This is a genomic window from Novosphingobium sp. ERN07 (assembly GCF_012641335.1).
Taxonomy (GTDB): Bacteria; Pseudomonadota; Alphaproteobacteria; order Sphingomonadales; family Sphingomonadaceae; genus Novosphingobium.
Map to the genome: position 1 here is coordinate 298,590 of NZ_JABAID010000003.1, position 24,114 is coordinate 322,703.

At 63.2% G+C, this 24,114-nt stretch carries 19 protein-coding genes; 7 read left to right on the plus strand and 12 right to left on the minus strand.

The window, feature by feature from the left end:
* The first annotated feature begins 47 nt into the window (after window positions 1–47).
* Entirely contained in the window at window positions 48–2,267 is a 2,220-nt protein-coding gene (locus HGI47_RS06805) for a TonB-dependent receptor (RefSeq protein ID WP_168852047.1), read from the plus strand.
* 92 nt (window positions 2,268–2,359) lie between these two features.
* On the opposite strand, the gene HGI47_RS06810 is transcribed toward HGI47_RS06805, so the two are convergent.
* From HGI47_RS06810 to otsB, 3 genes are read right to left on the minus strand one after another with little or no spacing between them, the layout of a single operon-like run.
* Window positions 2,360–3,766, minus strand: a complete 1,407-nt coding sequence (locus tag HGI47_RS06810) for a trehalose-6-phosphate synthase (protein WP_168852048.1) — start codon at window positions 3,764–3,766, stop codon at window positions 2,360–2,362.
* A complete protein-coding gene (locus HGI47_RS06815; RefSeq protein WP_168852049.1) occupies window positions 3,763–5,541 on the minus strand; it encodes a glycoside hydrolase family 15 protein in 1,779 nt (592 codons plus the stop codon). Before HGI47_RS06815 ends, HGI47_RS06810 begins: the two co-directional genes overlap by 4 nt.
* A complete protein-coding gene (otsB, locus tag HGI47_RS06820) occupies window positions 5,538–6,317 on the minus strand; it encodes a trehalose-phosphatase (RefSeq protein ID WP_168852050.1) in 780 nt (259 codons plus the stop codon). The genes HGI47_RS06815 and otsB overlap by 4 nt, the downstream gene beginning before the upstream one ends.
* 517 nt (window positions 6,318–6,834) lie before the next feature.
* Here otsB and HGI47_RS06825 point away from each other — a divergent pair.
* Both HGI47_RS06825 and HGI47_RS06830 read left to right on the plus strand, forming a co-directional pair.
* A complete protein-coding gene (locus HGI47_RS06825; protein WP_370521653.1) occupies window positions 6,835–8,016 on the plus strand; it encodes an acyl-CoA dehydrogenase family protein in 1,182 nt (393 codons plus the stop codon).
* Window positions 8,013–9,080 (plus strand): phosphotransferase, encoded by a 1,068-nt coding sequence (locus HGI47_RS06830; protein ID WP_168852052.1) that lies wholly within the window; start codon window positions 8,013–8,015, stop codon window positions 9,078–9,080. Before HGI47_RS06825 ends, HGI47_RS06830 begins: the two co-directional genes overlap by 4 nt.
* A 42-nt stretch (window positions 9,081–9,122) precedes the next feature.
* Here HGI47_RS06830 and HGI47_RS06835 read toward each other — a convergent pair whose 3' ends face one another.
* From HGI47_RS06835 to HGI47_RS06845, 3 genes are read right to left on the minus strand one after another with little or no spacing between them, the layout of a single operon-like run.
* Window positions 9,123–10,559, minus strand: coding sequence for a TolC family protein (locus HGI47_RS06835; protein ID WP_240950035.1), 1,437 nt, complete (start codon window positions 10,557–10,559; stop codon window positions 9,123–9,125).
* Complete coding sequence (locus HGI47_RS06840) at window positions 10,556–11,710, minus strand: efflux RND transporter periplasmic adaptor subunit (protein WP_206066039.1); 1,155 nt, start codon at window positions 11,708–11,710, stop codon at window positions 10,556–10,558. Before HGI47_RS06840 ends, HGI47_RS06835 begins: the two co-directional genes overlap by 4 nt.
* A 3-nt stretch (window positions 11,711–11,713) precedes the next feature.
* The gene (locus HGI47_RS06845) at window positions 11,714–13,420 is read right to left on the minus strand and encodes an ABC transporter ATP-binding protein (protein WP_168852053.1); all 1,707 of its coding nucleotides are present in this window, start codon (window positions 13,418–13,420) and stop codon (window positions 11,714–11,716) included.
* A 235-nt stretch (window positions 13,421–13,655) separates the two neighbouring features.
* On the opposite strand from HGI47_RS06845, the gene HGI47_RS06850 reads away from it, so the two are divergent.
* Both HGI47_RS06850 and HGI47_RS06855 read left to right on the plus strand, forming a co-directional pair.
* Window positions 13,656–15,155, plus strand: a complete 1,500-nt coding sequence (locus HGI47_RS06850) for a phosphomannomutase (protein WP_240950036.1) — start codon at window positions 13,656–13,658, stop codon at window positions 15,153–15,155.
* 68 nt (window positions 15,156–15,223) lie between these two features.
* Complete coding sequence (locus HGI47_RS06855; RefSeq protein WP_168852054.1) at window positions 15,224–16,087, plus strand: bifunctional 5,10-methylenetetrahydrofolate dehydrogenase/5,10-methenyltetrahydrofolate cyclohydrolase; 864 nt, start codon at window positions 15,224–15,226, stop codon at window positions 16,085–16,087.
* A 145-nt stretch (window positions 16,088–16,232) separates the two neighbouring features.
* Here HGI47_RS06855 and HGI47_RS06860 read toward each other — a convergent pair whose 3' ends face one another.
* From HGI47_RS06860 to HGI47_RS06875, 4 genes are read right to left on the minus strand one after another with little or no spacing between them, the layout of a single operon-like run.
* Window positions 16,233–16,532: a hypothetical protein gene (locus HGI47_RS06860; RefSeq protein ID WP_168852055.1), complete on the minus strand. Its 300-nt coding sequence runs from the start codon at window positions 16,530–16,532 to the stop codon at window positions 16,233–16,235.
* Between the two features lie 42 nt (window positions 16,533–16,574).
* A complete protein-coding gene (locus tag HGI47_RS06865; RefSeq protein WP_168852056.1) occupies window positions 16,575–18,101 on the minus strand; it encodes a DHA2 family efflux MFS transporter permease subunit in 1,527 nt (508 codons plus the stop codon).
* Window positions 18,088–19,149, minus strand: a complete 1,062-nt coding sequence (locus HGI47_RS06870; RefSeq protein WP_168852057.1) for an HlyD family secretion protein — start codon at window positions 19,147–19,149, stop codon at window positions 18,088–18,090. The genes HGI47_RS06865 and HGI47_RS06870 overlap by 14 nt, the downstream gene beginning before the upstream one ends.
* Window positions 19,142–19,585, minus strand: a complete 444-nt coding sequence (locus HGI47_RS06875) for a MarR family winged helix-turn-helix transcriptional regulator (RefSeq protein WP_168852058.1) — start codon at window positions 19,583–19,585, stop codon at window positions 19,142–19,144. Before HGI47_RS06875 ends, HGI47_RS06870 begins: the two co-directional genes overlap by 8 nt.
* A 52-nt stretch (window positions 19,586–19,637) precedes the next feature.
* Here HGI47_RS06875 and HGI47_RS06880 point away from each other — a divergent pair, with 52 nt between their 5' ends.
* Both HGI47_RS06880 and HGI47_RS06885 read left to right on the plus strand, forming a co-directional pair.
* The gene (locus HGI47_RS06880) at window positions 19,638–21,218 is read left to right on the plus strand and encodes an acyl-CoA dehydrogenase family protein (RefSeq protein ID WP_370521654.1); all 1,581 of its coding nucleotides are present in this window, start codon (window positions 19,638–19,640) and stop codon (window positions 21,216–21,218) included.
* Entirely contained in the window at window positions 21,218–22,069 is an 852-nt protein-coding gene (locus HGI47_RS06885; RefSeq protein ID WP_168852060.1) for a MaoC family dehydratase N-terminal domain-containing protein, read from the plus strand. The genes HGI47_RS06880 and HGI47_RS06885 overlap by 1 nt, the downstream gene beginning before the upstream one ends.
* Window positions 22,070–22,071: 2 nt before the next feature.
* Here the strand turns inward: HGI47_RS06885 and HGI47_RS06890 are convergent, their stop codons facing one another.
* Together HGI47_RS06890 and HGI47_RS06895 are read right to left on the minus strand one after the other, a co-directional pair.
* On the minus strand, window positions 22,072–23,184 hold the full coding sequence (locus HGI47_RS06890) for a LuxR family transcriptional regulator (RefSeq protein WP_168852061.1): 1,113 nt from the start codon (window positions 23,182–23,184) through the stop codon (window positions 22,072–22,074).
* A 175-nt stretch (window positions 23,185–23,359) separates the two neighbouring features.
* Complete coding sequence (locus tag HGI47_RS06895; RefSeq protein ID WP_168852062.1) at window positions 23,360–24,109, minus strand: 3'(2'),5'-bisphosphate nucleotidase CysQ; 750 nt, start codon at window positions 24,107–24,109, stop codon at window positions 23,360–23,362.
* Between the last annotated feature and the right edge of the window lie 5 nt (window positions 24,110–24,114).

The window sequence follows — 24,114 nt, forward strand, 5'->3', positions numbered from 1 at the left end:
AGCGCTGTCCACCGATCAACGCAGGTTGTTTCGAGGGAGAGAGTGCTATGAGGAAACTGCAATTTGCCTGCCTGGTGTCTGCGTTCGCGCTGACAGCAAGCCCGGTTATGGCGCAAGAAGCGCAGGATGCCGCAGAAAACCAGATCGCTGATGGCGATATTGTGGTGACGGCCAACCGCACATCATCATTGCTGTCGAAGACGCCGATCGCGATGTCGGCCGTGGCCGGTGACGATCTTATCGCATCGGGCATCACCAACCCGACCCAGCTTGAAGAAACCGTCCCCAACCTTTCGATCGTGCGCGGCAACGGCCTGCAGATCACGATTCGCGGCGTGACCAGCACCGACGGCACCGAAAAGGGCGATCCTTCGGCAGCCTTCATGGTCAACGGCATCTACATCGCCCGCCCGCAGGCGCAGGAAGTTTCCTTCTTTGACATCGAACGTATCGAAGTGCTGCGCGGCCCGCAGGGCACGCTTTATGGTCGCAACTCGACCGCCGGTGTGGTCAACATCATCACCGCACAGCCGAAGTTCGAATTCGGCGCACGCGCTGACGTTGTCTACGGCAACTTCGACGCAATCAACGCCACCGCATCGATCAACGTTCCGCTGAGCGACACCATCGCTTTCCGCGTGGCTGGCAACATGGACCAGCGTGACAGCTACCTGATCGACGGCAATGCCGCTGACGGCATCGGCATCGGCAAGTTCAAGAACAACAAGGCCGTCCGCGTTTCGGCCCTGTTCAAGCCGTCGCCCGATCTCAGCCTGCTGCTCATGGGCGACTATAGCTGGCAGAAGGGCAGCCCGAGCAACGGCGTGCCGGTTTCGAACTTCTACACCAACGTGGTGAGCGGTGCGCGCACGACCTTCGAACGCCCGACATATGTCGAACCCGATACCACTGCCGGGCGCACTCTTTCCGCACGTCAGGGCCAGTACGCCTTCCGCGACAACACCGATCGCGGCGTGATGGGCGAACTGAACTACACGATGGGCAACGTCACGCTGACCTACCTTGGGTCGTACCGTGAATCGGACCGCAAGGAGTTTAGCAACCTCGGTGCGACGGCAACGACGGCAGACTTCTACGGTTCGTACTGGCAGACCTCGCAGGAAGTGCGTCTTGCCTACGGCGGTGACGGTCCGCTGCAAGTGCAGGTTGGCGGTTATTACTTCAAGGAGAAGTCGGGCATCGCCTTCTTCATCAACAACCTGCTCGGCCCCAACACGCGCTTTGGTTTTCCGCAGAAGCCGACCATCGCCGAGAACAAGTCAGCCTTTGGGCAGGCCACACTTGAGGTCGCGCCAGATCTTCGCGTGACCGGCGGCGTGCGTTATTCCCACGATCTTAAATCGCGCGTGGGTGCAACTGTGCTCGATGCCTATTCGTTTGTTGGTGACTCGGCCAACATTGGCACTTTCCTTGGCCGCACCACGTTCCAGACCAACAATGCGAGCCGCACCTTCAGCAAGGTGACCTGGCGCGCTGGCGTGGATTACGACAGTGCATTGGGCCTGATCTATGCCTCGGTATCGACCGGATACAAGGCTGGCGGCTTCAACGACGGTTGCGAAGCTGGCACCGGACCGGGCTGCGCGCTGCCTGCCGCAGCGCTTTACTACGATCCTGAAACGCTGACCGCCTACGAAGCAGGCTTCAAGTTCAAGATCAGCCCCGAATTCCGCCTGAACGGCACTGTCTTCCATTACGACTATTCGGGCCTGCAGCTTTCGCAGGTTGCGAACGTCTGCGGCGGCCCCTGCCAGGTGACGACCAACGCGGCGAAGGCGAAAGTCGATGGCGTCGAACTGGATGCAACGCTGCAGCCGGTTGACAACTTCACCGTACGTCTTGCGCTGAACTATCTCGATGCGCGCTATGACCAGTTCAATCCGCAGCCCACCATCAGCTTTGCTGGTCGTGCGCTCAATCGCAGCCCGAAGTGGAGCTGGCTCGCGGGCGTGAACTACACGATCCCGGTCGGCGAAGGTAAGGTCGTTCTTGATGCGCAGACTTCGGCTCGTGGACAGTATGAAGTGACCGATCTCGCGAACTTCGTGTACTTCCAGCAGCCGGGCTACTCGAAGACCGACGCTTCGATCACCTACAACGCGCCGAATGACCGCTTCTACATCGCGGGCTTCGTCGAAAACCTTGAGGACAATCTCGTGGTGACGGGCGCAGGCGTAGGCGCGTTCGGCGCGATCAACTTCTCCGATCCGCGCACTTATGGCGTGCGCGCTGGCGTGAAGTTCTAAACACCTCTCCCTCGCCGGCCTGCTCGCTTCCTATCGGCAGGTCGGCAATCGGGCGGGCGGAATCCTTTCGGATCCCGCTCGCCTTTTTTTGGTTACGCCACTGAACGGTTGAGTTCGGTCACGGTACCGTCCGCCGACACATCAGCTTCCAGACATTCGCGGAAGCTTTCCAGCCACCACATCACATCGCGCTGGCGCACGTCTTCGATCATCGCGCTCCAGCGCATCTTGCGCTCGGTCAGCGACATGCGCAGCGCGCGCTGCAGCGCGTCCGATAACTCCTCGGCGCTATAGGGGTTGACGAGCAGGGCTTCCGGCATCTGCTCTGCTGCCCCTGCAAAGCGCGAAAGGATCAGCACGCCGGGATCGTCCGGGTCTTGGGCCGCGACATATTCCTTGGCGACAAGGTTCATTCCATCGCGCAAAGGCGTGACAAGGCCAATCTTCGCTGCGCGATAGACGCCTGCCAGCACATCGCGTGGATAGCCTTGGTTGACATAGCGGATCGGCACCCAATCCAGCTCGGCATGGGCGCCGTTGATCCGGCCCGCCAGCCCTTCCAGCGTCGACCGAATGCGCTGGTAGCTTTCCACCGCCCCCCGCGATGGCGGCGCGATCTGGAGCAGAACCAGACTGTTCCGCTCTTCCGGGTGCTCCTCCAAAAAGCGTTCGTAGCCCAGAAACCGCTCTTCCAGCCCCTTGGAATAGTCGAGCCGATCGACGCCCACGATCAGCGCCCGCCCGACAAGGCTGGCGCGCACTTTTTCATAGGTGCGGCGAGCAGTCAGGCCGCGGGCCATCTCTTCGAACGCGCTTGCATCGATCCCGATGGGACAGGCGACGAGGCGAACGCTGCGGCCGTTGCAGCGGACGACGCCACTTTCGTCCACCGTCGCGCCCATCTCTGCCTTGACGAAATCGACGAAGGAATCGAGCCATTCCTGCGTGTGGAAACCGATCACATCATAGCCGAACAGCGTCTCCACCAGCGCGGCAGCTTCGGGCAGCGTACCCAGCAGGCGGCGCGGGGGCCAGGGGATGTGCAGGAAAAAGCCAATGCGGTTCTTGATGCCCCGGTTGCGCAATTCGCGGCCCAGCGGGATCATGTGATAATCCTGTACCCACACCACATCTTCGGGTTCGATCAGCGGCAACACCGTTTCGGCAAAGCGCTGGTTCGCGCGCTCGTATCCCCCGGCAAAGCTGCGTTCGTATTCGGCCAGATCGATGCGATAGTGAAACAGCGGCCACAGGGTGCGGTTGGCATAGCCGTTGTAGTACTCCTCGACGTCCTGTTCTTCGAGATCCACCGTTGCGGTGGCCACGCCATCGGTGCGCTGGAAATTGATGTGGCCGGTGAAATGATCGGTCACTTCCCCCGACCAGCCAAACCAGATGCCGCCATTGGCACGTAGCGCGGCAGACAACGCCACCGCTAGTCCACCCTGCGCCCCGCCGCCCGCGCTGACACGGTTCGATATGACGATAAGGCGGCTCATCGTATCGACGTCCACGGTTTACTCAGCAAGCCAGCGCAATTGATGATGCCCACAAGCGAATAGGTCTGCGGAAAGTTGCCCCAAAGCTCGCCGGAAACGGGATCGATATCCTCCGAAAGGAGGCCGGATTTGGTGCGTCGCATCAGCATTTCCTCAAACAGGGCGCGCGCTTCGTCCGACCGTCCGGTCAGGTGGAGCGCTTCGATGAGCCAGAAGGTGCAGACATTGAAGGCCGTCTGCGGCAGGCCAAAATCGTCCTCGGTGGCATAGCGGAGCATGTGCGAACCGCGCCGCAGCCCTTCCTCGATGGCGGTGAGGGTGGAAAGAAAGCGCCGATCGTCGGGCGCAAGGAACCGCAAGTCGAGCAATTGCAGAACGCTGGCGTCAAGATCGTCGCCCGCGAACGTGGCCGAGAGGCGCTGCGTTTCCTCACGCCATGCCGAAGTCTCGATGGTTGCGCGGATTGTCGCCGCACGGTCGTTCCACAGCGCGGCACGGTCCTGCAGCCCCAGCGTGGTGGCGATATTGCCCAGCCGGTCACATGCTGCCCAGCACATGGCCGACGAGTAAGTGTGCACCGATTGCCGCGTGCGCAGTTCCCACAGGCCTGCGTCAGCCTGATCGTGGCTGGCCCAAGCGCGCTCGCCCACTTTTTCCAGCGCTTCGAAATCCTCGATACCCGCCGGGCGCAACAGGCGCTGATCGAAAAAGGCCTGCGCGCTCGACAGCACGATCTGGCCATATGCGTCGTACTGGATCTGCTCATAGGCCTGATTGCCCACCCGCACCGGACCCATGCCGCGATAGCCGGGTAGATCCGGCGCAAAGCCCTCTTCCAGCCGTGCTTCGCCCAGCACGCCATATAGCGGCTGAATATGCCCGCCTTTGGCACCGTCCACGATATTGCGCAGATATGAGAGATAGTTCTCCAGCACATCAAGCGCGCCCAGCCGGTTCAGCGCCTGTACCGTGTAATAGGCGTCGCGTATCCAGCAATAACGATAGTCCCAGTTGCGTTCGGACCCTGCGTGTTCAGGGATCGATGTCGTCAGCGCGGCCACGATGGCCCCGGTTTCTGCGTGCTGGCACAGCCGCAGCGTGATGGCAGAGCGGATCACCGCGTCCTGCCATTCCAGCGGGATGGCCAGTCCACGCACCCAGCCGCGCCATTCCACGCAGGTCCGCTCCAGCATCTCGTCCAGCGTGTGCGCGATATTGCCTGTAAAGCTTTCGTCCGGGCCAAGATAGAAATGAAGCGGCCGCTCCAGCCGGAACGTGCGCTCCTCAGCCACCATGCCCACCGGCGCGCTCGTGGTCAGGCGCATGGTCATGGCGGGGCCGGGATAGCGGATGTGGCTGGTGCCGCCGATCACGCCGGGCGAGGGGCGGCCCCAATCGCGCGTGGCACGAAGGCGCACGGTGATGCGGGGGCTTCCGCTGATGGGGCGCACGATTCGGGCGAAGGCCACCGGGCGGAACGTGCGCCCGGAATGGCCATAGAACGGGCAGAAGTCGGTCACTTCGATGGCGTTGCCGTGATCGTCCTCATGCCGCGTGACAAGGATCGGCGTATTGCGGACATAGTGCTGCGCGGTGCGGACCACACCATCCAGCGCAATATCCCAAAACCCGCTTTCCGGCACTTCTCCACCCAGCAGCGCACTGAACAGCGGATCGCCATCGACGCGCGGCACGCAGGCCCAGACAAAGCGCCCGGCTTCGTCCACCAGTGCGGATACGTGGCAGTTGCCAATGGGCCAAAGTTCCATGCTCATTTGGCCAGCGCCCCTTCCAGCCACGCCAGCACGTGTTGCACGCCTTCAAGGCGATAGCGCGCAGCGGTCTGTCGCTCCGGCCCCACCAGCACACCCCAGCCATTGTGCGCTGATACGGCGGCAAAGCCCGGCTCGTCGGTCAGATCGTCGCCCAGCATGATCGGCGTGGTGCCGGCAAAGGGTGGGGTATCAAGGAATTGCGCCACGGCGCCGCCTTTGTCGCCACCGGGCGCGCGCAGCTCCACCATCATCTTTCCGGGCTGCAAGTGCAGGCCGTGCGCGACTGCCATCTCTGTCGCCAGCGCGTGGCTCCACCCTTCAAGCTGGGGGGCCATCCGATAGTGCAGCGCGACACCCAGCGGCTTGCGCTCTACCAACACGCCTTCATGCGATTGCACCGCCAGCGCGATGGCATCTGCCACATCGGCCAGCCCGGCCGGAGGTTCGGTAATATTCTTCGTGCCGTCAGCAAAATGGATTTCCTGCCCGTGGCTTCCGGCAATGCCCACACCGTGCAGCCCAAGGCGCTGGCGCACGAAGGCCACCTCTCGGCCGGTGACGATCGCAAGTCTGCCGTCCAGCCGCATACACAGGGCTGCAATCAGCGCGCGCACGCGATCTGTCACCTGCACGGCATCGGGCCGGTCGACCAGATCTACTAGTGTGCCGTCGAAGTCCAGAAACAGGCTCGCCCGTGCTGGCAGGCGGGCTGGTGGCAGATCAAGGGCGCGTTCAATAACGGCATGGGGGCCTTGCGGGTCCAATGCGGATTCCATTTGTGGCTGGCTGACATGAATTCAAACGCCAACCTGCCTCACCGGTTCCCCCTAATCTCCCGCAGTGCAACATGGCGCTACAGCTTTGCCAACCAGCGCCAAGCTGGTCCGGCGGGCCCAAAGCAGCCGCATTCCGCCGACCAGTGCAAAGAGGTCACCGCCGCGAATCAGCCACTGTTGGCCCAAAGAACCTGAACACGCCGTTTTTGGCGCATGGCGGCAATTGTCATCGCTGTCGTGCGCTTTCGCGCGTGCGAAGTGTGAAAACGCGCACATCGTGATCCGCCCGTTTTGGATATTCCCCTCACTGCGACCCGAAGGGCTCTGCAGATGCAGGGTTCTTTCACTTCAGGGGCGGCGATCCTTCGCCGCCCCTTTTTTCGCATTTGCCTCATTTTTGACAGATCGTGTGCGGCAAGGGCTTTGGCGCTTCCCCCGGCCCATTGTTTTCGTCAGGTGCAGTCAGCGAAGTTTCCGCCGAAACGCTACGGCAAACCAACGGACAAGGATGAGGATCGTGACGATCAGCAGCGAAGCACTGGAAATGGCCGCCCGCGTAGAGGCTTTCGTGCGCGAGAAGGTGTTTCCTTATGAGCAGGATCCCCGTCGCGATCATCACGGCGCACCGACCGACGAACTGGTGATGGAACTGCGCGAACTGGCGCGCGAAGCTGGCGTGCTCACCCCGCACATCCGCAATGACGGCGGCCACTTCAACCAGCGCGAAACGGCGGTGATCCTGATCAAGTCCGGCCTCACCCCATTGGGCATGCTGGCATGCAACACGCAGGCCCCCGACGAAGGCAACATGTATCTGATCGGCAAGGTCGGCAGCCCGGACCTGAAAAAGCGCTTCCTCGAACCGCTGGTTTCGGGCCGTGCACGCTCGGCCTTTTTCATGACTGAACCGGCAGAGCTTCAGGGCGCGGGCGCGGACCCATCGATGATGATCACCACTTGCCGCAAGGACGGCAACCACTGGATAATCAACGGCAAGAAGGCGTTCATCACCGGAGCGCAAGGGGCCAAGGTCGGCATCGTCATGGCCAAGTCGGAAGACCCGGACAGCGCGGGCGGGGCCTGCATGTTCCTGGTCGATCTGCCCGATCCCGCCATCCAGATCACCGCAGTGCCCAACACCATCGACAGTTCAATGCCCGGCTGCCACGCCGAAGTGACAATCGATAACTTGCGCGTGCCCGCCGACCAGATGCTGGGCGATGCGGGCGAAGGCTTCAAATACGCGCAGATTCGCCTGTCCCCGGCGCGGCTTTCGCACTGTATGCGCTGGCTGGGCGGCTGCATCCGTGCGCAGGAAATCGCGGTCGATTATGCCAACCGCCGCATGGCCTTTGGCAAGCAACTCATTGATCACGAAGGCGTCGGCTTCATGCTGGCGGAAAACATGATCGATCTGAAGCAGTGCGAACTGATGATCGACTGGTGCGCAAGCGTGCTCGACACCGGATCGCTCGGCACGGTGGAAAGCAGCATGACCAAGGTCGCCGTCTCCGAAGCGCTGATGCGCGTGGCAGACAAGTGCGTGCAGGTGATGGGCGGCACGGGCGTGACCGACAAGACCATCGTTGAAACGATGTTCCGCGAAGTCCGCGCCTTCCGCATTTATGACGGCCCGACCGAAGTCCACAAGTGGAGCCTTGCCAAAAAGCTGCGCCGCGATTGGAAGCACGCGCAATGAGCGGTAATCTGGCAGAAGCGAACACAGGCGCGGGCAAGGTCCGCGTTGCATTCGATGAAGCGGCGCTTGAGGGCTGGCTGGCGGCGAATGTCGATGGCTTTGCCGGGCCGCTCACCGTCGAGCAGTTCAACGGCGGGCAATCCAACCCGACCTACAAGCTGACCACGCCGACCGCGCGCTATGTGCTGCGCCGCAAACCGCCGGGGCCTTTGCTGAAAGGCGCGCACGACGTGCTGCGCGAAGCCCGCGTGCAGACCGCGCTTTACGGCACCCAAGTTCCCGTCGCCCGGATTTTCGGGACGTGCGAGGACGAAAGCGTGATCGGCAGCGCGTTCTATGTGATGGACATGGTTGAAGGGCGCGTGTTCTGGGACGCGGCCTTCAGTGACGTTCCAAAGGACCACCGCGCCGCCTATTTCGACGAGATGAACCGCGTGATCGCGGCGCTGCATTCGGTCGACCACGAAAGTGTTGGCCTTGGCGATTTTGGCCGCCCCGGGAATTACTTCGCCCGCCAGATCGGCCGCTGGTCGAAGCAGTATCTGGAAGATGATCTGGCGGGTCGCCTGCCCGATATGGATGCGCTGGTCGAATGGTTGCCCACGGCCATTCCCGATGGCGATGAAACCACCGTGGTCCACGGCGATTTTCGCTGTGATAACATGATCTTCCATCCAACCGAGCCGCGCGTACTGGCCGTGCTGGACTGGGAACTTTCCACTCTCGGCCATCCGCTCGCGGACTTTGCCTACCACGCGATGATGTACCGGATGCCGGGCGATATTGTGGCGGGTCTCGGCGGGGCGGACCCGGCGCCGCTCGGCCTGCCGACGGAAGCGGAATATATTGCCGCTTACTGCGCGCGGACGGGGCGGACGGAGATTGCCAACTGGGATTTCTACCTCGCCTTCAACTTCTTCCGCCTCGCCGCGATCTTTCACGGGATCAAGGGGCGGGTGCTGCGTGGCACCGCTTCCAACGCGCAGGCGAAGGAACGGGCCGAGGCGCTGCCAAGGCTTGCCGCATTGGCGCGTGAGGCGATGGAAAGCTGCCGTCTGGGGTGAGTTTGGTGCGCCTAGGTGCGCCTAGGTGCATCTAGGTGCAGTTCAGAGACGCAGTTGTTCCCGGTCCGCCAAGGCCGCCACAAGCTCTGCCTGCGCGGCGGCGTGGCGGTAGTTTGCGTCGATTTCGCGGATCGTGGCATCAGCCAACGATTCCTCGCGCAGGTTGACCAGCAGGAAGTCGCTCGCTCCCAAAGTGAACCGCCGCCGCTCCGCCTCGGCCATGCGGCGGGCGAGGGCGGCCTCTGCCGTTGCCAGCCCGGCCAGCTTTTCCGCACCGCCCACCTGCGTGCGCAGATTGGCGATTTCCACGCCGATTTGTTCCTCCAGAAAGCGAAGGCGCACTTGCAGCGCATCCTGCTCTGCCGCCACTTCGGCAATCCGGCCTTTTGCCGCGCGTTGTTCCAGCGGCACCGAAAAGCGCAGGCCCACCGCGCCTTCCAGCGGGCGGCGGACGGGCGATCCGGGGCCGAAGTCCTTTGAAGCCTCTGCCCGAACATCAAGCCGCGGCTTCAGTTCGTTGGCGGCAAGGCTGGCGCGGATGCCCGCCTGTTCGATCCGCGTGACCAGCGCCTGCAAATCAGGCCGCCCGGCAATCGCCGCGCTTTGATCAACAAGGCGCGGGGTGACGCCATCGGTCAGGCGTGGGGGCAGACGGTCTGCGGTGGGGATCACCGGCTGCCCCAGACCATCGCGCAGGAACAGCGACAGCGCATTGGCTTGCAATTGCAGGTTCTGTTCGGCCTGCACCATCAGCGATTTGCGCCGCATGATGTTCTGCTGGTTTTCCACGCCAAGGATAGCAGGGCGCGCGCCGAGCTTGATCTGCTCCTCTATCGAGGCTTGCCGCGCTTCGGCCAGCTCGAACAGTTCGCGATAGATGCGCACGCGCAGGCCCGCCGCCACCCATTGCTGATAGGCCTCTATGGCGCGCCGCTGCACGCCGATGGCCACGAGATCGCGGTCCAGCGCGGCGAGTTCGATATCGCCCTCGGCAATGGCAACCCGCCCGCGCCGTTCGTCGATCATGCGATCGCGCAGCAGCGAGAACACTGCGCCCGCTTTCAGTTCGCCAAGCTGGTTGGTGATCTGCTTTCCGTCATAGCTGGCAAAGCTGCCCGTCGAGACGCGATACCCGCCATAAAGTTGCCCGCCGTTGTTCTGCATCGGCCGATAGGCGGAAACCTCGGCGGTAGAGCCGTCGTAATAGCCCAGCGGGCGGGTGTTGGCTTCGGCATTGAACACGAGGTCGAACGCGCCTTGCGCCGTAAGCGCGCGGGCATCGGCCTGCCGCTGGCGGGCCATCGCCTCGATGATCTGCGGGGCGTGGGTGGCCGACGATTCCAGCACATCGGCCAGCGTCAGTTCGCGCGCGGCTGGCGTGGCGGCGACGGGCTTTTCCTGTGCTCTTACGGGCACAGCGATACACGCCGCGCTGACCAAAAGCGCCAGCATGGTCCCTTTCGTCAGGGCGCGGATCATTTGCCGTCCTCGCTCCCGTATTCGCTGTCATAGCCGGCGGACTTGCTGCCCTTGGCCTTGGTTCCCGCCTTGTCGGACAGGGCCTTGGCCGCCGTGCCCTTGTAGGGGCCGGGATCGACCGGGGTGGGGAATTCAAGCGGAAAGTCATTGAGTTGCCGCCACAATTCATAACCGATGGTCACGGTTTCCATCTGAATCCAGCCGCGCACCTTTGAACCGAGGCGGACAAAGTTGTTGTCAGGCCAGGCGGGCTTTCCGGGCATCGGCTCCACCAGAACGCGGAACAGCCCGCTGGTCTGCGCCGAAGGATCGATGGTCAGGACGCGGCCATCGAACATGCCCTGCGCCACGGAAGGCCAACCGCTGAACTGGATGGCGGGCCAGCCTTCGAAGTGCAGGCGCACCGGCTGCCCCTTGCGCACCAGCGCCACATCGCGGCCATCGACCAGCAGTTCGACCACGCGCTGCGCATTGTCGGGCGCGAGCGTTGCCAGCATGTCTCCGGCGCTGACCAGCGTGGCCCCGGCAGCGGTGTTGAGCGACTGGATGCGGCCATCGTGCGGCGCGCGGACAAGCTGCGCCGATTGCCGCCCCAGCGCGATGTCTACCTTGCTGAGCTTGGCGCGGGTTTCGGCCAGCTTGGCGTTGAGTTCGGCCACCTTGATCTGCGCGCCTTCGTAATCGCGCCGCGCCGCAAGGCCTTCGGCGTAAAGTTGCGAGTAGCGGTTCACATCAAGCCGGGCCGTAGCCATCGCCTGCTCTGCGGCGGCAATCTGCGCAATCACCTGTTCGCGTTCAGCGCCAAGGCGCACGAGCAGATCGGGATCGTTATCGATGATGCGGGCTATAGGATCGCCCTTTTTCACCTGCTGGCCATCAACCACGAACCACTTTTCCACGCGCCCCGGCACCAGCGCCGTCACCTGCTGCACCCGGTCTTCGGGATTGAGCGCGATAACCTCACCCCGTCCCGGCGCAGTCTGCACCCAGTTGACGAGAAACAGCAAGACCAGCAGCAAAGGAATGGTAACCGCGATCATCCGCCCCAGCACGCGCGTGGTGCGCGGCACTTTGAGGCCGGAGAACGTGCGGAATGCGCCAAGATCGTGATGCCCGGCGCGATTGGCGAGCGGTTTGTTATCCGAAGCCATATCTCAACGCTCCCCTGCGGCGAGTGGGACAATTTCCGCAAGGTCGGTCGCTTCGCGCTGAACGTCGGTGCCGATCCACAGCCATGAATCGCGGTGCAAGCCTTCGGGACGCTCGGTAAATTGCAGCACGGTGGTGCCGTGTTCGCGCAGGGCGGCCAGCACGCGATCAAGCCGGGCAGGAGGAATCATGTCATAAAGCGGGGACAGCATCAGCACGCGCGGGCGGACCAGCACGGCGCCTGCCAGTTTCAACGCCATCGTTTCTCCCACCGAAAGCGGCCAGCCAGTGCCTGAAAGCTTGGCATCCAGACCGCCTTCAAGCGCGCCGACGCGGCGATCCAGCCCGACGAGTTCCAGTGCCTCGATCATCGTTTCCGAGCGGCCCGGCGCGCTGAGACCAAGGTATTCACGCACGGTCATTTCCACGATTGTCGGACGATCCAGCACAATGACGTCGGATCGCAGGCGATACATGTCGAACGTGCCAAGATCGGCGCCGCCGACCGAAACGAACCCGCTTTCCGGCACGTCGAGCCGCTTGAGCAGGGTAACGAGGCAGCGTTCCACACCCGGCGCGGCCAGCACGCCCACTTGCGCACCTGCGGGCACGGCAAAATCGAAGCGTTGCCCGGCATGGCGCACATCGCGCAGGCGGATCGCGCCATCGGGCGGCGAAGGCGCATCGGCATGAACCGGCGCTTCCTGCGGGATTTCCCAGAACAGGTGCAGTTCTTCAAGGCTGGCAGACAGATCGTAGAACACTTCCAGATAAGTGCCGAGTTGCGCAATGCCGTAGAACACGCCCGACAGGATCAGTTCGGCAGCCACGAGTTGCCCGATGGACAGTTCGCCCTGCAGGATCAGCCATCCCCCCATCGCCAGCAGGCTCGCGCTGGCAAAGGCATAAAGCAGCAGCAAAGCGATGGTCTGGCTGAAGGTTGAGCGGAAATGCCGGCGATGTGCGGCAACATACCCTGCGGTCGCCTCTTCGGATCGTTCGATGGCATAGGCCATATGGCGACTGGATTTGTAGATGCCGTTGGAATTGCCGACCGTGCCCAGCCAATGCGCGGTGGCGTGCTTGGCGTGGCTTTTGGCCACGGCGCTGGCGATGGAGGCATTGGCCCAGATGCGCCAGATCACCAGCACGGTCAGCACCAGCACCAGATTGAAGGCGAGGAAGAAGGGGTGATAGAAGCTCGTCACCACCAGACCGACGATGCTTTGCAGCACGATGGTGAACCCGGCGATGAGCAGGCTGGTAAGCGATTTCTGCACCAGCCCCATATCGAAGAATCGGTTGAACAGATCGCCGCGCCGCGAATCCACAAAGAACGGGTTCTGCGCATGAACCGCCCGCAGCGTGATTTCCCCCACGAGCCGGGCAAAGAAGCGCCGTTCGAACATGGCGAGCAAGTGGACCCGGAACGCGCTGAGCACGCCTGCCAGCAGCAGCAGCGCCAGCAGAATCGCCGCCAGCGTGAGCAATGGCGCGGGCAGGGCGGTGTTGGCCACCGAATTGATCAGCAATTGCACCGAAATCGGCGTTGCCAGCGACAGCAGCGATATCGCCACGCCATAGAGCAAGGCCAACCGCACGAATCCTGCATCAGGGCCAAGCACCTGCCGCGCCCAGCGCAGAAAATCGCGGAAACGCGGGGGATTGTGATGCGTCGCGCCAGTTGCGGCGTGGGCATTCGGGGAGGCCATCGGTTATCGCAATTCCCTTTTTCGCAGATGCAGCATAAATGGAGCGCATTCGGTATCTTTGTAGAAACCGTTTGTGATCTTTTTTTGCTGGAATGCAGTTGGTGCCACAGATGCACTTTGTCGCAAATACGTGCGATTGGGGGGCTAACTGGGGACCGTTGCGGTGGCAAATGCGTTCAGAAGCGGGCGGCTGGAACAGTCGAAGCAGGCAAGTGACAGTAGGAACTGATTGACGATGAACGATAATGGCGGAGCAACCGTGGCCGAACTGATGGCGCAGAGCGGCGTGCCCTTTGGCACCAGCGGTGTGCGCGGACTGGCCAGCGCGATGACCGACAAGCTGTGCCACGCCTATGCCACGGCGTTTTTGCAGTATCTGCGCCAGATCGGTGAGTTCTCTGCCGGAGACAGCGTGGCAATTGCAGGCGACTTGCGCGACAGCACACCGCGCATCATCGCCGCCTGCGTCACCGCTGTGCGCGATTGCGGGGGTGAGGTGGTCTATTGCGGCAAAGTGCCAACGCCTGCGCTGGCGCTGCACGCAATGGGAAATGCGATGCCATCGATCATGGTCACCGGCAGCCACATTCCGGCAGACCGCAATGGCATCAAATTCTATCGTCCGCATGGCGAAGTGCTGAAAAGCGACGAAGCGGGGATCGTTTCGCAGCGCGTGACGGTCGATCCCGCACGGTTCGGCAATGATGACAGTCTGCTGGCACCGGTGGACCTGCCAGAAGTGACCGATGTGGTGCCGGCCTATATTCACCGCTATGTTGAGCATTTCGGCGCGGATGCGCTGGAAGGGCTGACGGTGGGAATTTATCAGCACACCGCCGTGGGGCGCGATGTGCTGGCACGCGCGGTTGCGGCCCTGGGCGGCACAGCGGTTCCTTTCGGGCGCGAAACGGTGTTTGTGCCGGTTGATACCGAAGCCATCCGGGCGGAGGATATCGCGCTGGCGGCGGAATGGGCGGCGGCGAACAAGGTCGATGCGATCATTTCCACCGATGGCGATTCAGACCGCCCTCTCGTATCGGACGCGCAGGGCGTGTGGCTGCGCGGCGACGTGGTGGGCCTGCTTTGCGCGCGCGCGGTGGGGGCGGACGTGGCGGTGACGCCGGTCAGTTCCAACACCGTGCTGGAAATGAGCGGCGCGGTTCCGAAGGTGGTGCGCACGCGCATCGGATCGCCCTATGTGATCGCGGCGATGATGGATGCGGCTGAGGCTGATCCTGCGGCTTGCGTTTGCGGGTATGAGGCGAACGGCGGCTTCCTGCTTGGATCAGCGGTGGGCGCACTGGCGGCGTTGCCGACGCGCGATGCCCTGCTCCCCATCGTGGCGGTAGTGCAGGCGGCAAAGGAGAAGCCGATTGCCGATGTGGTGGCAGAACTGCCGCCGCGCTACACCTTTAGTGATCGCGTGGCGGACTTTCCGCAGGCGCATAGCGCGGCGCTGATCGCGCTGCTTTCCAGCGGCGAGGAGGACGAGCAGCTGGCCCGGATCGCGCGGCTGTTTGGCGAAATTGCGGGCTTCCCCACCGGGATCGACACGACCGACGGATACCGCATGAGCTTTGCCGATGGCGCGGTGGTCCACTTCCGCCCATCAGGCAACGCGCCCGAACTGCGCTGCTATACCGAAGCGGAAAGCGAGGCCAAGGCGCGTGACCTGAATGCGCGGGCGCTGGCCCACGTTCTGGCCGATGTCGTGCCCGAAGCGGTGTCTGCCTAAAAGACCGATTGATATATTTGTATGCAACACATACAATATCATCGGTTGAGAGGGTGAGGTAACAGGCAATGGCCGAGATTATCGATGGCAAGGCGCTGGCCGCGCAAGTGCTTGCGCGAACCGCCGCGGATGTGGCGGATATGGTTGCAGCGGGCGCACCTGCGCCGGGGCTGGCGGTGATCCTCGTCGGCAATGATCCGGCCAGCGAGGTCTATGTCGGGCGCAAGATCGCGCAGTGCCGCAAGGCGGGGATCAATTCCATCGAACATCGCCTGCCCGCCGATACACCGCAGGCCGATGTTCTCGCGCTGATCGATACGCTGAACGCCGATGCGGGCGTGCATGGCATTCTGGTGCAGTTGCCACTGCCCAAGCACATCGACGCGGCGCTGGTGCTTGACCGGATCGATCCGGGCAAGGATGTGGACGGGTTCCATCCGGTAAACGTCGGGCGGCTATCCACAGGAACGGGTGGGCTGGTGCCCTGCACCCCGCTGGGGATCATGATGCTGCTCGATAGCGTGATCGACGACTATCGCGGTCTGAACGTAGTGGTGATCGGGAAGTCGAACATCGTGGGCAAACCGGTTTCGATGCTGCTGCTGGAGCGTGAGGCGACGGTGACCGTCACCCACATCGAAACGCGCGATCTGCCCGATGTGGCACGCAAGGCCGATGTGATCGTGGCGGCTGCGGGCGCGCCGCATCTGGTGCGCGGCTATTGGGTAAAGCCCGGAGCGGTGGTGATCGACGTGGGTATTACCCGCGTGGTCGATCACGATGGCACCACGAAGATCGTGGGCGATTGCGCGACGCACGAACTTGACCATGCCAAGGCGGTCACGCCGGTTCCGGGCGGCGTGGGGCCGATGACCATCGCCTGCCTGCTCAGCAATACAGTGACGGCGGCGAAGCGATCATCAGTTGCGTGAAATGCAATTGCGATAGCGCGGTTCGCACTTGCGGAAACCGGTGTCACAATGGATAAGGAGCCTGCCTTTCAGGCATCCTCTCCCAAACTTTCCACGGGGGCCAGCGCAAGCCGGCCCCCATTTTTTTGGTTTGGTGAAACAGCGTTCAGATCAGCCAGATATCGCCAGCGGCAAGCGCGGGCAGGCCGCTGAGTATGGCGATCTGGATCTGTGCCGCACCGCCTTTGCCATCAGCGTCATAAAGCAGCGCGCCGGTTGCGGGATTGTCGATCAGGTGGTGATCGACGCTGGCCACAGCGGTGCCGACATAGAATGCTTGCCCGCGCACGAACACGTCGGTGCTTTCCACTGATTGATCGCTTCTGGTCCATGCCGCGATAAAGCCGCCGCCGGGTAGCGCGCTGATAAGCGGATGGTCTTCCAAGCCTGCCTCAGTCGTATCCAACTGAATTTCTGCGCCGTCACCGAATTGAGAGCACTGTCTTCCTCAGCGCTGTGTCTTGGCGATACGCACGAAGAACAGCAGCGGAATGGCAACAAGGCAGGCCAGCGCAATTGCATAGAAATCGTTGATATAGGCGATCATCGCCGCCTGCTGGTTCACCATGCCATCGGCAACGCGCAACGCGGCTTCGCCTGCCGTGCCATAGGCGCCAAGCTGGTCGAGATTGAATGGCACCGCCGCCTGCGTCACGTGTGCGCCAAGTTCTGCGTGGTTGATCTGGATATTGCGCGCCAGTTCGACCGAAGCGGCCGATATGCCGATGGAAGACCCGATATTGCGCATCAGATTGCCAAGGCTGGACGCATCTGTGCGATATTGCGGTGAAAGCGTGGCGAACGAGATCAGGTTGAGCGGCATGAACGTGAAGCTGAGGCCAAGTCCTTGCAGCAGCCCCGCCGCGATGATCGGCCCGCGTGGCATCTCTATCGACCACCCTGTCATCGTCCACATCGATGCGCCCAGTAGCAGCAAGCCAAGCGCCAGCAGCAGCCGCGCATCGACCTTGGCCATGAAGCGACCGAACAGCGTGATCGACGCCAACATGCCAATCCCGCGTGGAGCCAGCAGCAGCCCCGCCTGAAAGGGTGTATAGCCATAGATCTGCTGCAATAGTCCCGGCAGCAATGCCATGACCGACATCATGACAAGGCCGACCAGAAACATGAAGGCCAGCCCGACGGTAAAATTGCGATCACGGAACAGCGCGGTGGGGAACAGTGGCTCTGCCGTGCCCGAAAGATGGAACAGCGCCAGCCAGCCCGCGCCAAAGGCCAGCACCGCATACGTCACGATCTCTGCCGAAGCGAACCAATCGAGCGTCAGCCCGCGATCAAGGATCAATTGCACCGATGAAACCGCGATGGCCACCAGCAGCCAGCCCCGAAAATCGACCCGGCGTTCGCGCGTGGGCGTTTTGGGCAGGTAAAGCAGCAGCAGCAAAAAGCACAGGATGCCGACCGGCAGGTTCACATAAAAAACCCAGCGCCAATCGAAATTGTCGGTCAGATAGCCACCGATGATCGGGCCGGTGATCGGCCCCAGCATCACGCCCTGCGTATAAAGACCCATCATCCGGGGACGTTCCGCCGCCGTGCTGGAATCGAGCGTAACGGTCTGCGCCAATGGCGAAAGGAACGCCCCTGCCAGCCCTTGCAGCATGCGAAACAGCACCATCTGTTCAAGGCTTTGCGCCACCCCGCACAGCATGGATGCCACGGTGAACAGCAGGACCGATGCCAGCATCATCATGCGAATGCCAAGCCGGTCCACCAGCCAACCCGCCAGCGGTAGCGCCACGGCTGAGGCCAGTACATAGCTCGTCAGCACCCAGGTAATCGTATCCTGCGTGGCCCCCAGCGATGCGGTCATATGCGGCAGAGCCACGTTGGCGATGGTCGTATCGAGCGCATACATGACCATCGCGGCCATCGTGCCGATCAGCATCAGCGGACGATTGCGCGAAACGATTGGCGGCGTATCCGCCGCACCGCTCGCGTTATTTGCCGACATATACGGTGACGTCGGAACTCAGACCTGCGATCAGCGGCCTTTCCGATTTGCCATCAATGGCAATGCGAACAGGCACGCGCTGAATCACTTTCACCCAGTTGCCTGTGGCGTTCTGCGCCGGAAGGACCGAGAACTCCGACCCGGTGCCCGCGCCAATGGATTCGACGCGGCCCTTCAGCTTCAGGCCGGGATAGGCATTGATGCGAATATCCGCGCTTTGTCCGGGGCGCATGTGATTGAGGTCGGTTTCCTTGAAGTTCGCTTCCACCCGTGCGCTGCCATCGCGCACCAGCGAAACCAGCGGGACACCGGGAAACACCATCTGTCCCACCTGCAACCGCGTGATCTGCGTGACGACGCCATCGGCAGGCGCACGCACAACGGTGCGTTCGACATCGAGCGATGCCTTGGCCCGACCGGCCTGTGCAGCGGCGATGGCGGGATTGACGCCGGGCACTTGCGCCCCATTGGCCAGTTCCGCGCGCGCCTGCGCCACGCTTGCCTCAATCGCCACGATCCGGTCCCGCGCCACGGCAACGGCATGGCGCGCGGCATCCATTCGGGCGCGGGTGTTGAAACCCTTGTCCATCAGCGCTTTTTCACGGTCGTGGTTGGCCTGCGCCAGCGCCAGATCGTCGCGCGCAGCGGCAAGATCGGCGGCCTTTGCCGTCACATCCGCAGATAGCGCAGTGACTCGCGCCTGCGCCGTCGCGATCTGCGCATCGGCTTGCCGGATCGCGGCGTTGAAGGTGGACGGATCAATGGTGAACAGCACGTCACCCGCTTTCACATGCTGGTTCTCACGCACGTTGACCTTGGTGATCAGGCCCGAAACTTCGCCCGCCACGCCGACGATATCCTGCTTGATATAGGCGTTATCCGTTTCCACCACGCCGGGCTGCCCGAACCAGTACCACAGTCCGGCACCCACCGCGAGCAACGGCCCTGCCAGCATCAGCACCGAACGCAGGCGGCGCTTCTTCTGCGGCACGGCACCGCCCGCGCTGCTTTGCACTTCCGAAGGGGGAAAGGGGTCTGCTTCAGCCATTATTCACTTCCAGTGAAGGATCGTCCGAAAGATTGGTGCGCACCCGATCAAGCAGGGCGAGCAATTGGGCGTGTTCGGCATCCGAAAAGCCCGATACGGCATCGGCCAGCGTGGCCTGCGCGCAAGTTGCCATGCGCTGCATCAGGTCTTCCCCCTTTGCCGTAAGGTATAGCAGCCACCGCCGCCGATCAGCCGGATCATCGCGCCGCTCGACCAGTTCCAGCTTTTCGAGCCGGTCGATCATGCGGCCTGCGGTGATCGGTTCCACTTCCAGCCAGCTTGCCAATGCGCCCTGATTACTGCCCGGATCGCGCTGGATTGCAGCCAACATCCGCCACTGCGGCCCGGTGACGCCAAAATGCCGCGCGGCCACGCCAAAACGCTTGCGGAACAGCCGCCCGACATCAGATGACAAGAAGGCCACGTTGACTCGCATGTTGTGGCGATAATAGCAGTGCTTATGTTCGGCAATGCATAAAAGGATGAGGATGTTTTCGCACGAACTCGATGCCGCCCGCACCTTCAGGGACGCGGCAAGGGCCGCTCTGGAGCAGCGAGTTGGCGATGGCCGCATCGATCGGCACCAGCGCGCCGCCCACGGCTTTGCCTGGGTAGCAACCAGCGTTGCCGCGCTTGAGGCCGTGGCGGATTGGGCGGCGCGTTCAAACACCACGCTCGATGCCGATGTGGCGCGGCTCGCCTTTGCGGAAACGCTGGCGCAACTCGTCGGCGGATTACCGATGGGCCAGAACGAACTTTTCCGCCCCGCAGACCTTGGCCTTGGCGCGGCGGCGAGCACGCTGGCAGCAGCTTGCGCCGGGATGATCGATGCGGATCACGCCGCAACCCGCGGCGCCGTAGTCAATGCGCTGGCGGCAGGGCAGTGGCCTTCTGACGGGTTGGGCGAAAGCGATCTCGATGTGATCCGCGACCAGTTCCGCCGCTTCACCGATGCCGCTATTCTGCCCGACGCGCACAAGTGGCACCTTGCCAATGCGCTGATCCCCGATGAAACCGTGCAGGCAATGGCCGATCTTGGCACGTTCGGCGTGTGCATCCCCGAAGCGTTCGGCGGCCTTGGGATGGGCAAGCTAGTAATGTGCGTGGTGACCGAAGAGCTTTCGCGCGGGTGGATCGGCGCCGGCTCGCTCGGCACGCGGTCAGAGATTGCGGGCGAGCTGATCGTGCTGGGCGGCACGGCAGAGCAGAAGGCGCACTGGCTACCCCGCATTGCCAGCGGCGAAGTGCTGCCGACCGCCGTGTTCACCGAACCCGATACCGGGTCAGACCTTGGTTCGCTGCAAACCCGCGCGCGACGCGATGGACAAGGCTGGGTGATCGATGGCGCGAAAACGTGGATCACCCACGCCGCGCGTTCCGATATGATGACGCTGCTGGCGCGCACGCTGCCCGATGCGAAGGGCTATGCCGGTCTTTCCATGCTGCTGGTGCCCAAACCGCGCGGCACGGATGCGCAACCGTTCCCGGCTGAGGGAATGAGCGGGAGCGAGATCGAAGTGCTGGGCTATCGCGGAATGCGCGAATATGCGCTGCAGTTCGATGGGATGCGCGCGCCCGCCGATGCCCTGCTGGGCGGTGAGGAAGGGCAGGGCTTCAAGCAACTGATGCGCACGTTCGAAGGCGCGCGCATCCAGACCGCCGCACGCGCCGTGGGTGTGGCGCGCCGCGCGCTGGAACTGGGGCTAGACTATGCGCTGGGGCGCAAGCAGTTCGGCAAGGCCATCGTCCACTTCCCCCGCGTGGCCGACAAGCTGGCAATGAGCCTTGTCGACACGATCATGGCGCGCGAACTGACGTATGCCGCCGCACGCGCCAAGGATTCGGGCAAGCGCTGTGATATCGAAGCAGGCATGGCCAAGCTGCTGGCGGCGCGCGCGGCATGGACGAATGCGGACAGCGCGTTGCAGATTCACGGCGGCAATGGCTATGCGCTGGAATACGAAATCAGCCGCGTGTTGTGCGATGCGCGCATCCTCAACATCTTCGAAGGCGCGGCCGAAATTCAGGCGCAAGTCATCGCGCGCGGGCTGCTGGAAGGGCGCAACTGATGGCGCAGTGGGACCGCTGGATCGGGCGAAGCGAACGGCGCGAAGACCGTGTGGATGCGGGGCAGATCAGACGGTGGCTGGCCACTCTGGATCGCGATGAGGCCCGGAATCGCGCCGTGCCCCAAGGCGTGCATTGGTGCCTGTGCCTGCCCGATGCGCCGAACGCTCTGCTCGGTGCCGATGGCCATCCTTTGCGCGACGATACGCCGGAAAGCTTTCTGCCCCCGGTGCCTCTGCCGCGCCGGATGTGGGCGTCGAGCAAGGTCGAATTTGCCGCGCCCCTGCATGTAGATGACCGGATCGAGCGCATCTCGACCATCGCGGCGATCACCGAGAAATCGGGCAACAGTGGCACACTGGTCTTCGTCGATATCGCGCACGAAACGTTCTGCGGTGAGGCGCTTGCGGTGAGTGAGGTGCAGACCGTCGTCTATCGCGATGCCGCGCCAGCGGGCACGCCGCTGGTCCCCCCTGGGCCGGGTGAGGGGGCGTTCGATCCTGCACCTTGGGCCTCGCATCGCGCCGTCACGCCTACAGAAGCCCTGTTGTTCCGCTTCTCCGCACTTACCTTCAACAGCCACCGCATCCACTACGACTTGCCCTACGCGCAAGGCGTCGAAGGCTATCGCGGACTGGTTGTCCACGGCCCGTTAACGGCAACGCTGCTGCTGGATCTTGCGCGGCGAACGCTGGGGGAAAACGCGCTGAAACGCTTCGCCTTCAAGGGCCTTTCCCCCGCAATCTGCGGTGAACCGCTGCACCTTGTCCTGCGCGGCAGCGGCGAGGCTATCGAACTGGGCGCTTTTGCCGAAGACGGGCGTCAGATCATGGCCGCCACGGCTGGGGTCTGACATCACGCCAGGGGGCAGGGACCGCTCAACACCAGTCGCACCAGATCGGCCTGCCCACCGGTGCCGGTCTTGCTGTAGATGCGCTTGGAATAATTACGCGCGGTTTCTGCCGTCAGGCCCAGTGCAAGGCCCGCCGCCACCAGCGGTTCCCCACGCGAAAGCGCCTGCGCAAGCGCGGCTTCCTGCGCGGACAGGCCATAGAGCGCCCGCAGCGCGATGACCCCGGCCTCTGCATCCTCGCGCCGGTCAAGCCGCACCGCGCCGACCACGGCGGGGCGGGCCGCCGGATCATCAAGCGAAAGCTCCGCCCGGCGCAGCAGCAGGTCAAGCTGTCGGCGTGGATCGATGCGCAGCACTTGCACCGGCGCGCCATCGCCGCTGGCCAGAGCGGCGCAGGCACTTTCAAGCTGGCGCGCCACATCTGGCAGCAGTTGCAGCCGCCGCCCTTCGCGCGCGCCGGGTTCGGGCAGAAAGGTCAGCAGGCTTTCAGCCAGCGGGTCTGCCGCCATGACCCGTCCTTCGGCATCGAGCGCGATCTGGCCCACGCCCATCCGCTCCAGCGTGGCCTGCGCAAGGCTGGTCTGCAATCGCTGGCCGATCAGCGCCACCAGCGTGCGCAGGGCCGATGCGATATGCGGCGCGATGGCCGATAGCAGCGATACAGCGGCGGCCGAAAAATCCTCGCGCAGACGCACCAGCACCAGCCAGCCATCCGCCGCGCCGCCCGCGCTGACCCGCAACCAGCGGGCATAGCGAATGCCCATGTCTTCCAGCGCCTCACGCTGCAGGGCAAGCTGGGCGGGATTATCGTAATCGAGCATCTCTTCCAGCGCATAGACCCGTTCCGGGCGCAGCGCGTGGTGGGGGTGAAGGCGCAAGGCATCGAGCCTGCGGAAATCGAGCGGCGGTTCATGCGCGGCGCGCGGCGCGCTGACGGGGATCACCACAGGCGCCTGATCGGGCGCGGCATTGGCCAGGGTCAGGATCAGAAATGCGTGGCGCGCGCCCGTTCGCGCCACCAGATTGCGCATGAACAGGCCAAACGGCGGCGTTTCATGAATGCCCTCGATCAGGGGCAGATAGAGTTCGCGCTGGTCAGCGGGCGTAAAGGCCATGCGCTTCGCTCCCATATGGGAGCGAAGGCGTCAAGCTGTTGGATGTTTCCCCGGTGAAACCATATTGGTTAGTGCAGGGTCAGAAACCCTCGCCGCTACGACTAACTTCACTACGTTCAGCAAGTCTCGCTCCCCTGCCACAGGCGGGAGAGGTTGGGGGTGGGCTTCGCGCCACCTATGCTTTCGGCGCAACCTTGGCGATCTCTGCCAGCACCATGTCCGCGTGTTCCTTCCGGCAGATCAGCAGGTCAGGCATGTAGGTGTCTGCTTGATTGTAAACCAGCGGGCTGCCGTCGATGCGTGAACAATGCAGGCCATGCGCCAGCGCCACGGCGACCGGTGCGCAGGAATCCCATTCGAACTGGCCGCCCGAATGCAGGTAAACATCGGCGTCGCCAAGAATCACCGCCATCGCCTTGGCTCCGGCGCTGCCCATCGGAACGAGTTCGGCGCCGATGGCTTCGGCCACAGCCACCGCTTCATGCGCCGGGCGCGTGCGGCTGACGACCATGCGCAAAGTGGCGGGGGCAGGTGGAACCTCGCGCGGCTGATCGGTGCGCAGTACGATTTCCGCTCCCGGCAACGCCACCGCACCAACGGTTGCCACACCATCCACTGCAAGGCCGACATGCACGGCCCAATCGGCCCGCGCTTCGCCATATTCCCGCGTGCCGTCCACCGGATCGACGATCCAGGTGCGCGAAATGGCCAACCGATCAAGGTTGTCCTTTTCCTCTTCAGACAGCAGCCCGTCATCCGGGCGCTGTTCGCGCAGCGCATGGACAAGGAACTGGTTGGCGGTGGCATCGCCCGCCTTGCCCAGCTTCTTGAGGCTGAGCATCCCGCTTTCGCGCACGGTCAGCAGCAGCTTGCCTGCCACCTCGGCAAGGTGCGCGGCAAGTTCGGCGTCGGTCAGAGTGGTCATTGCGC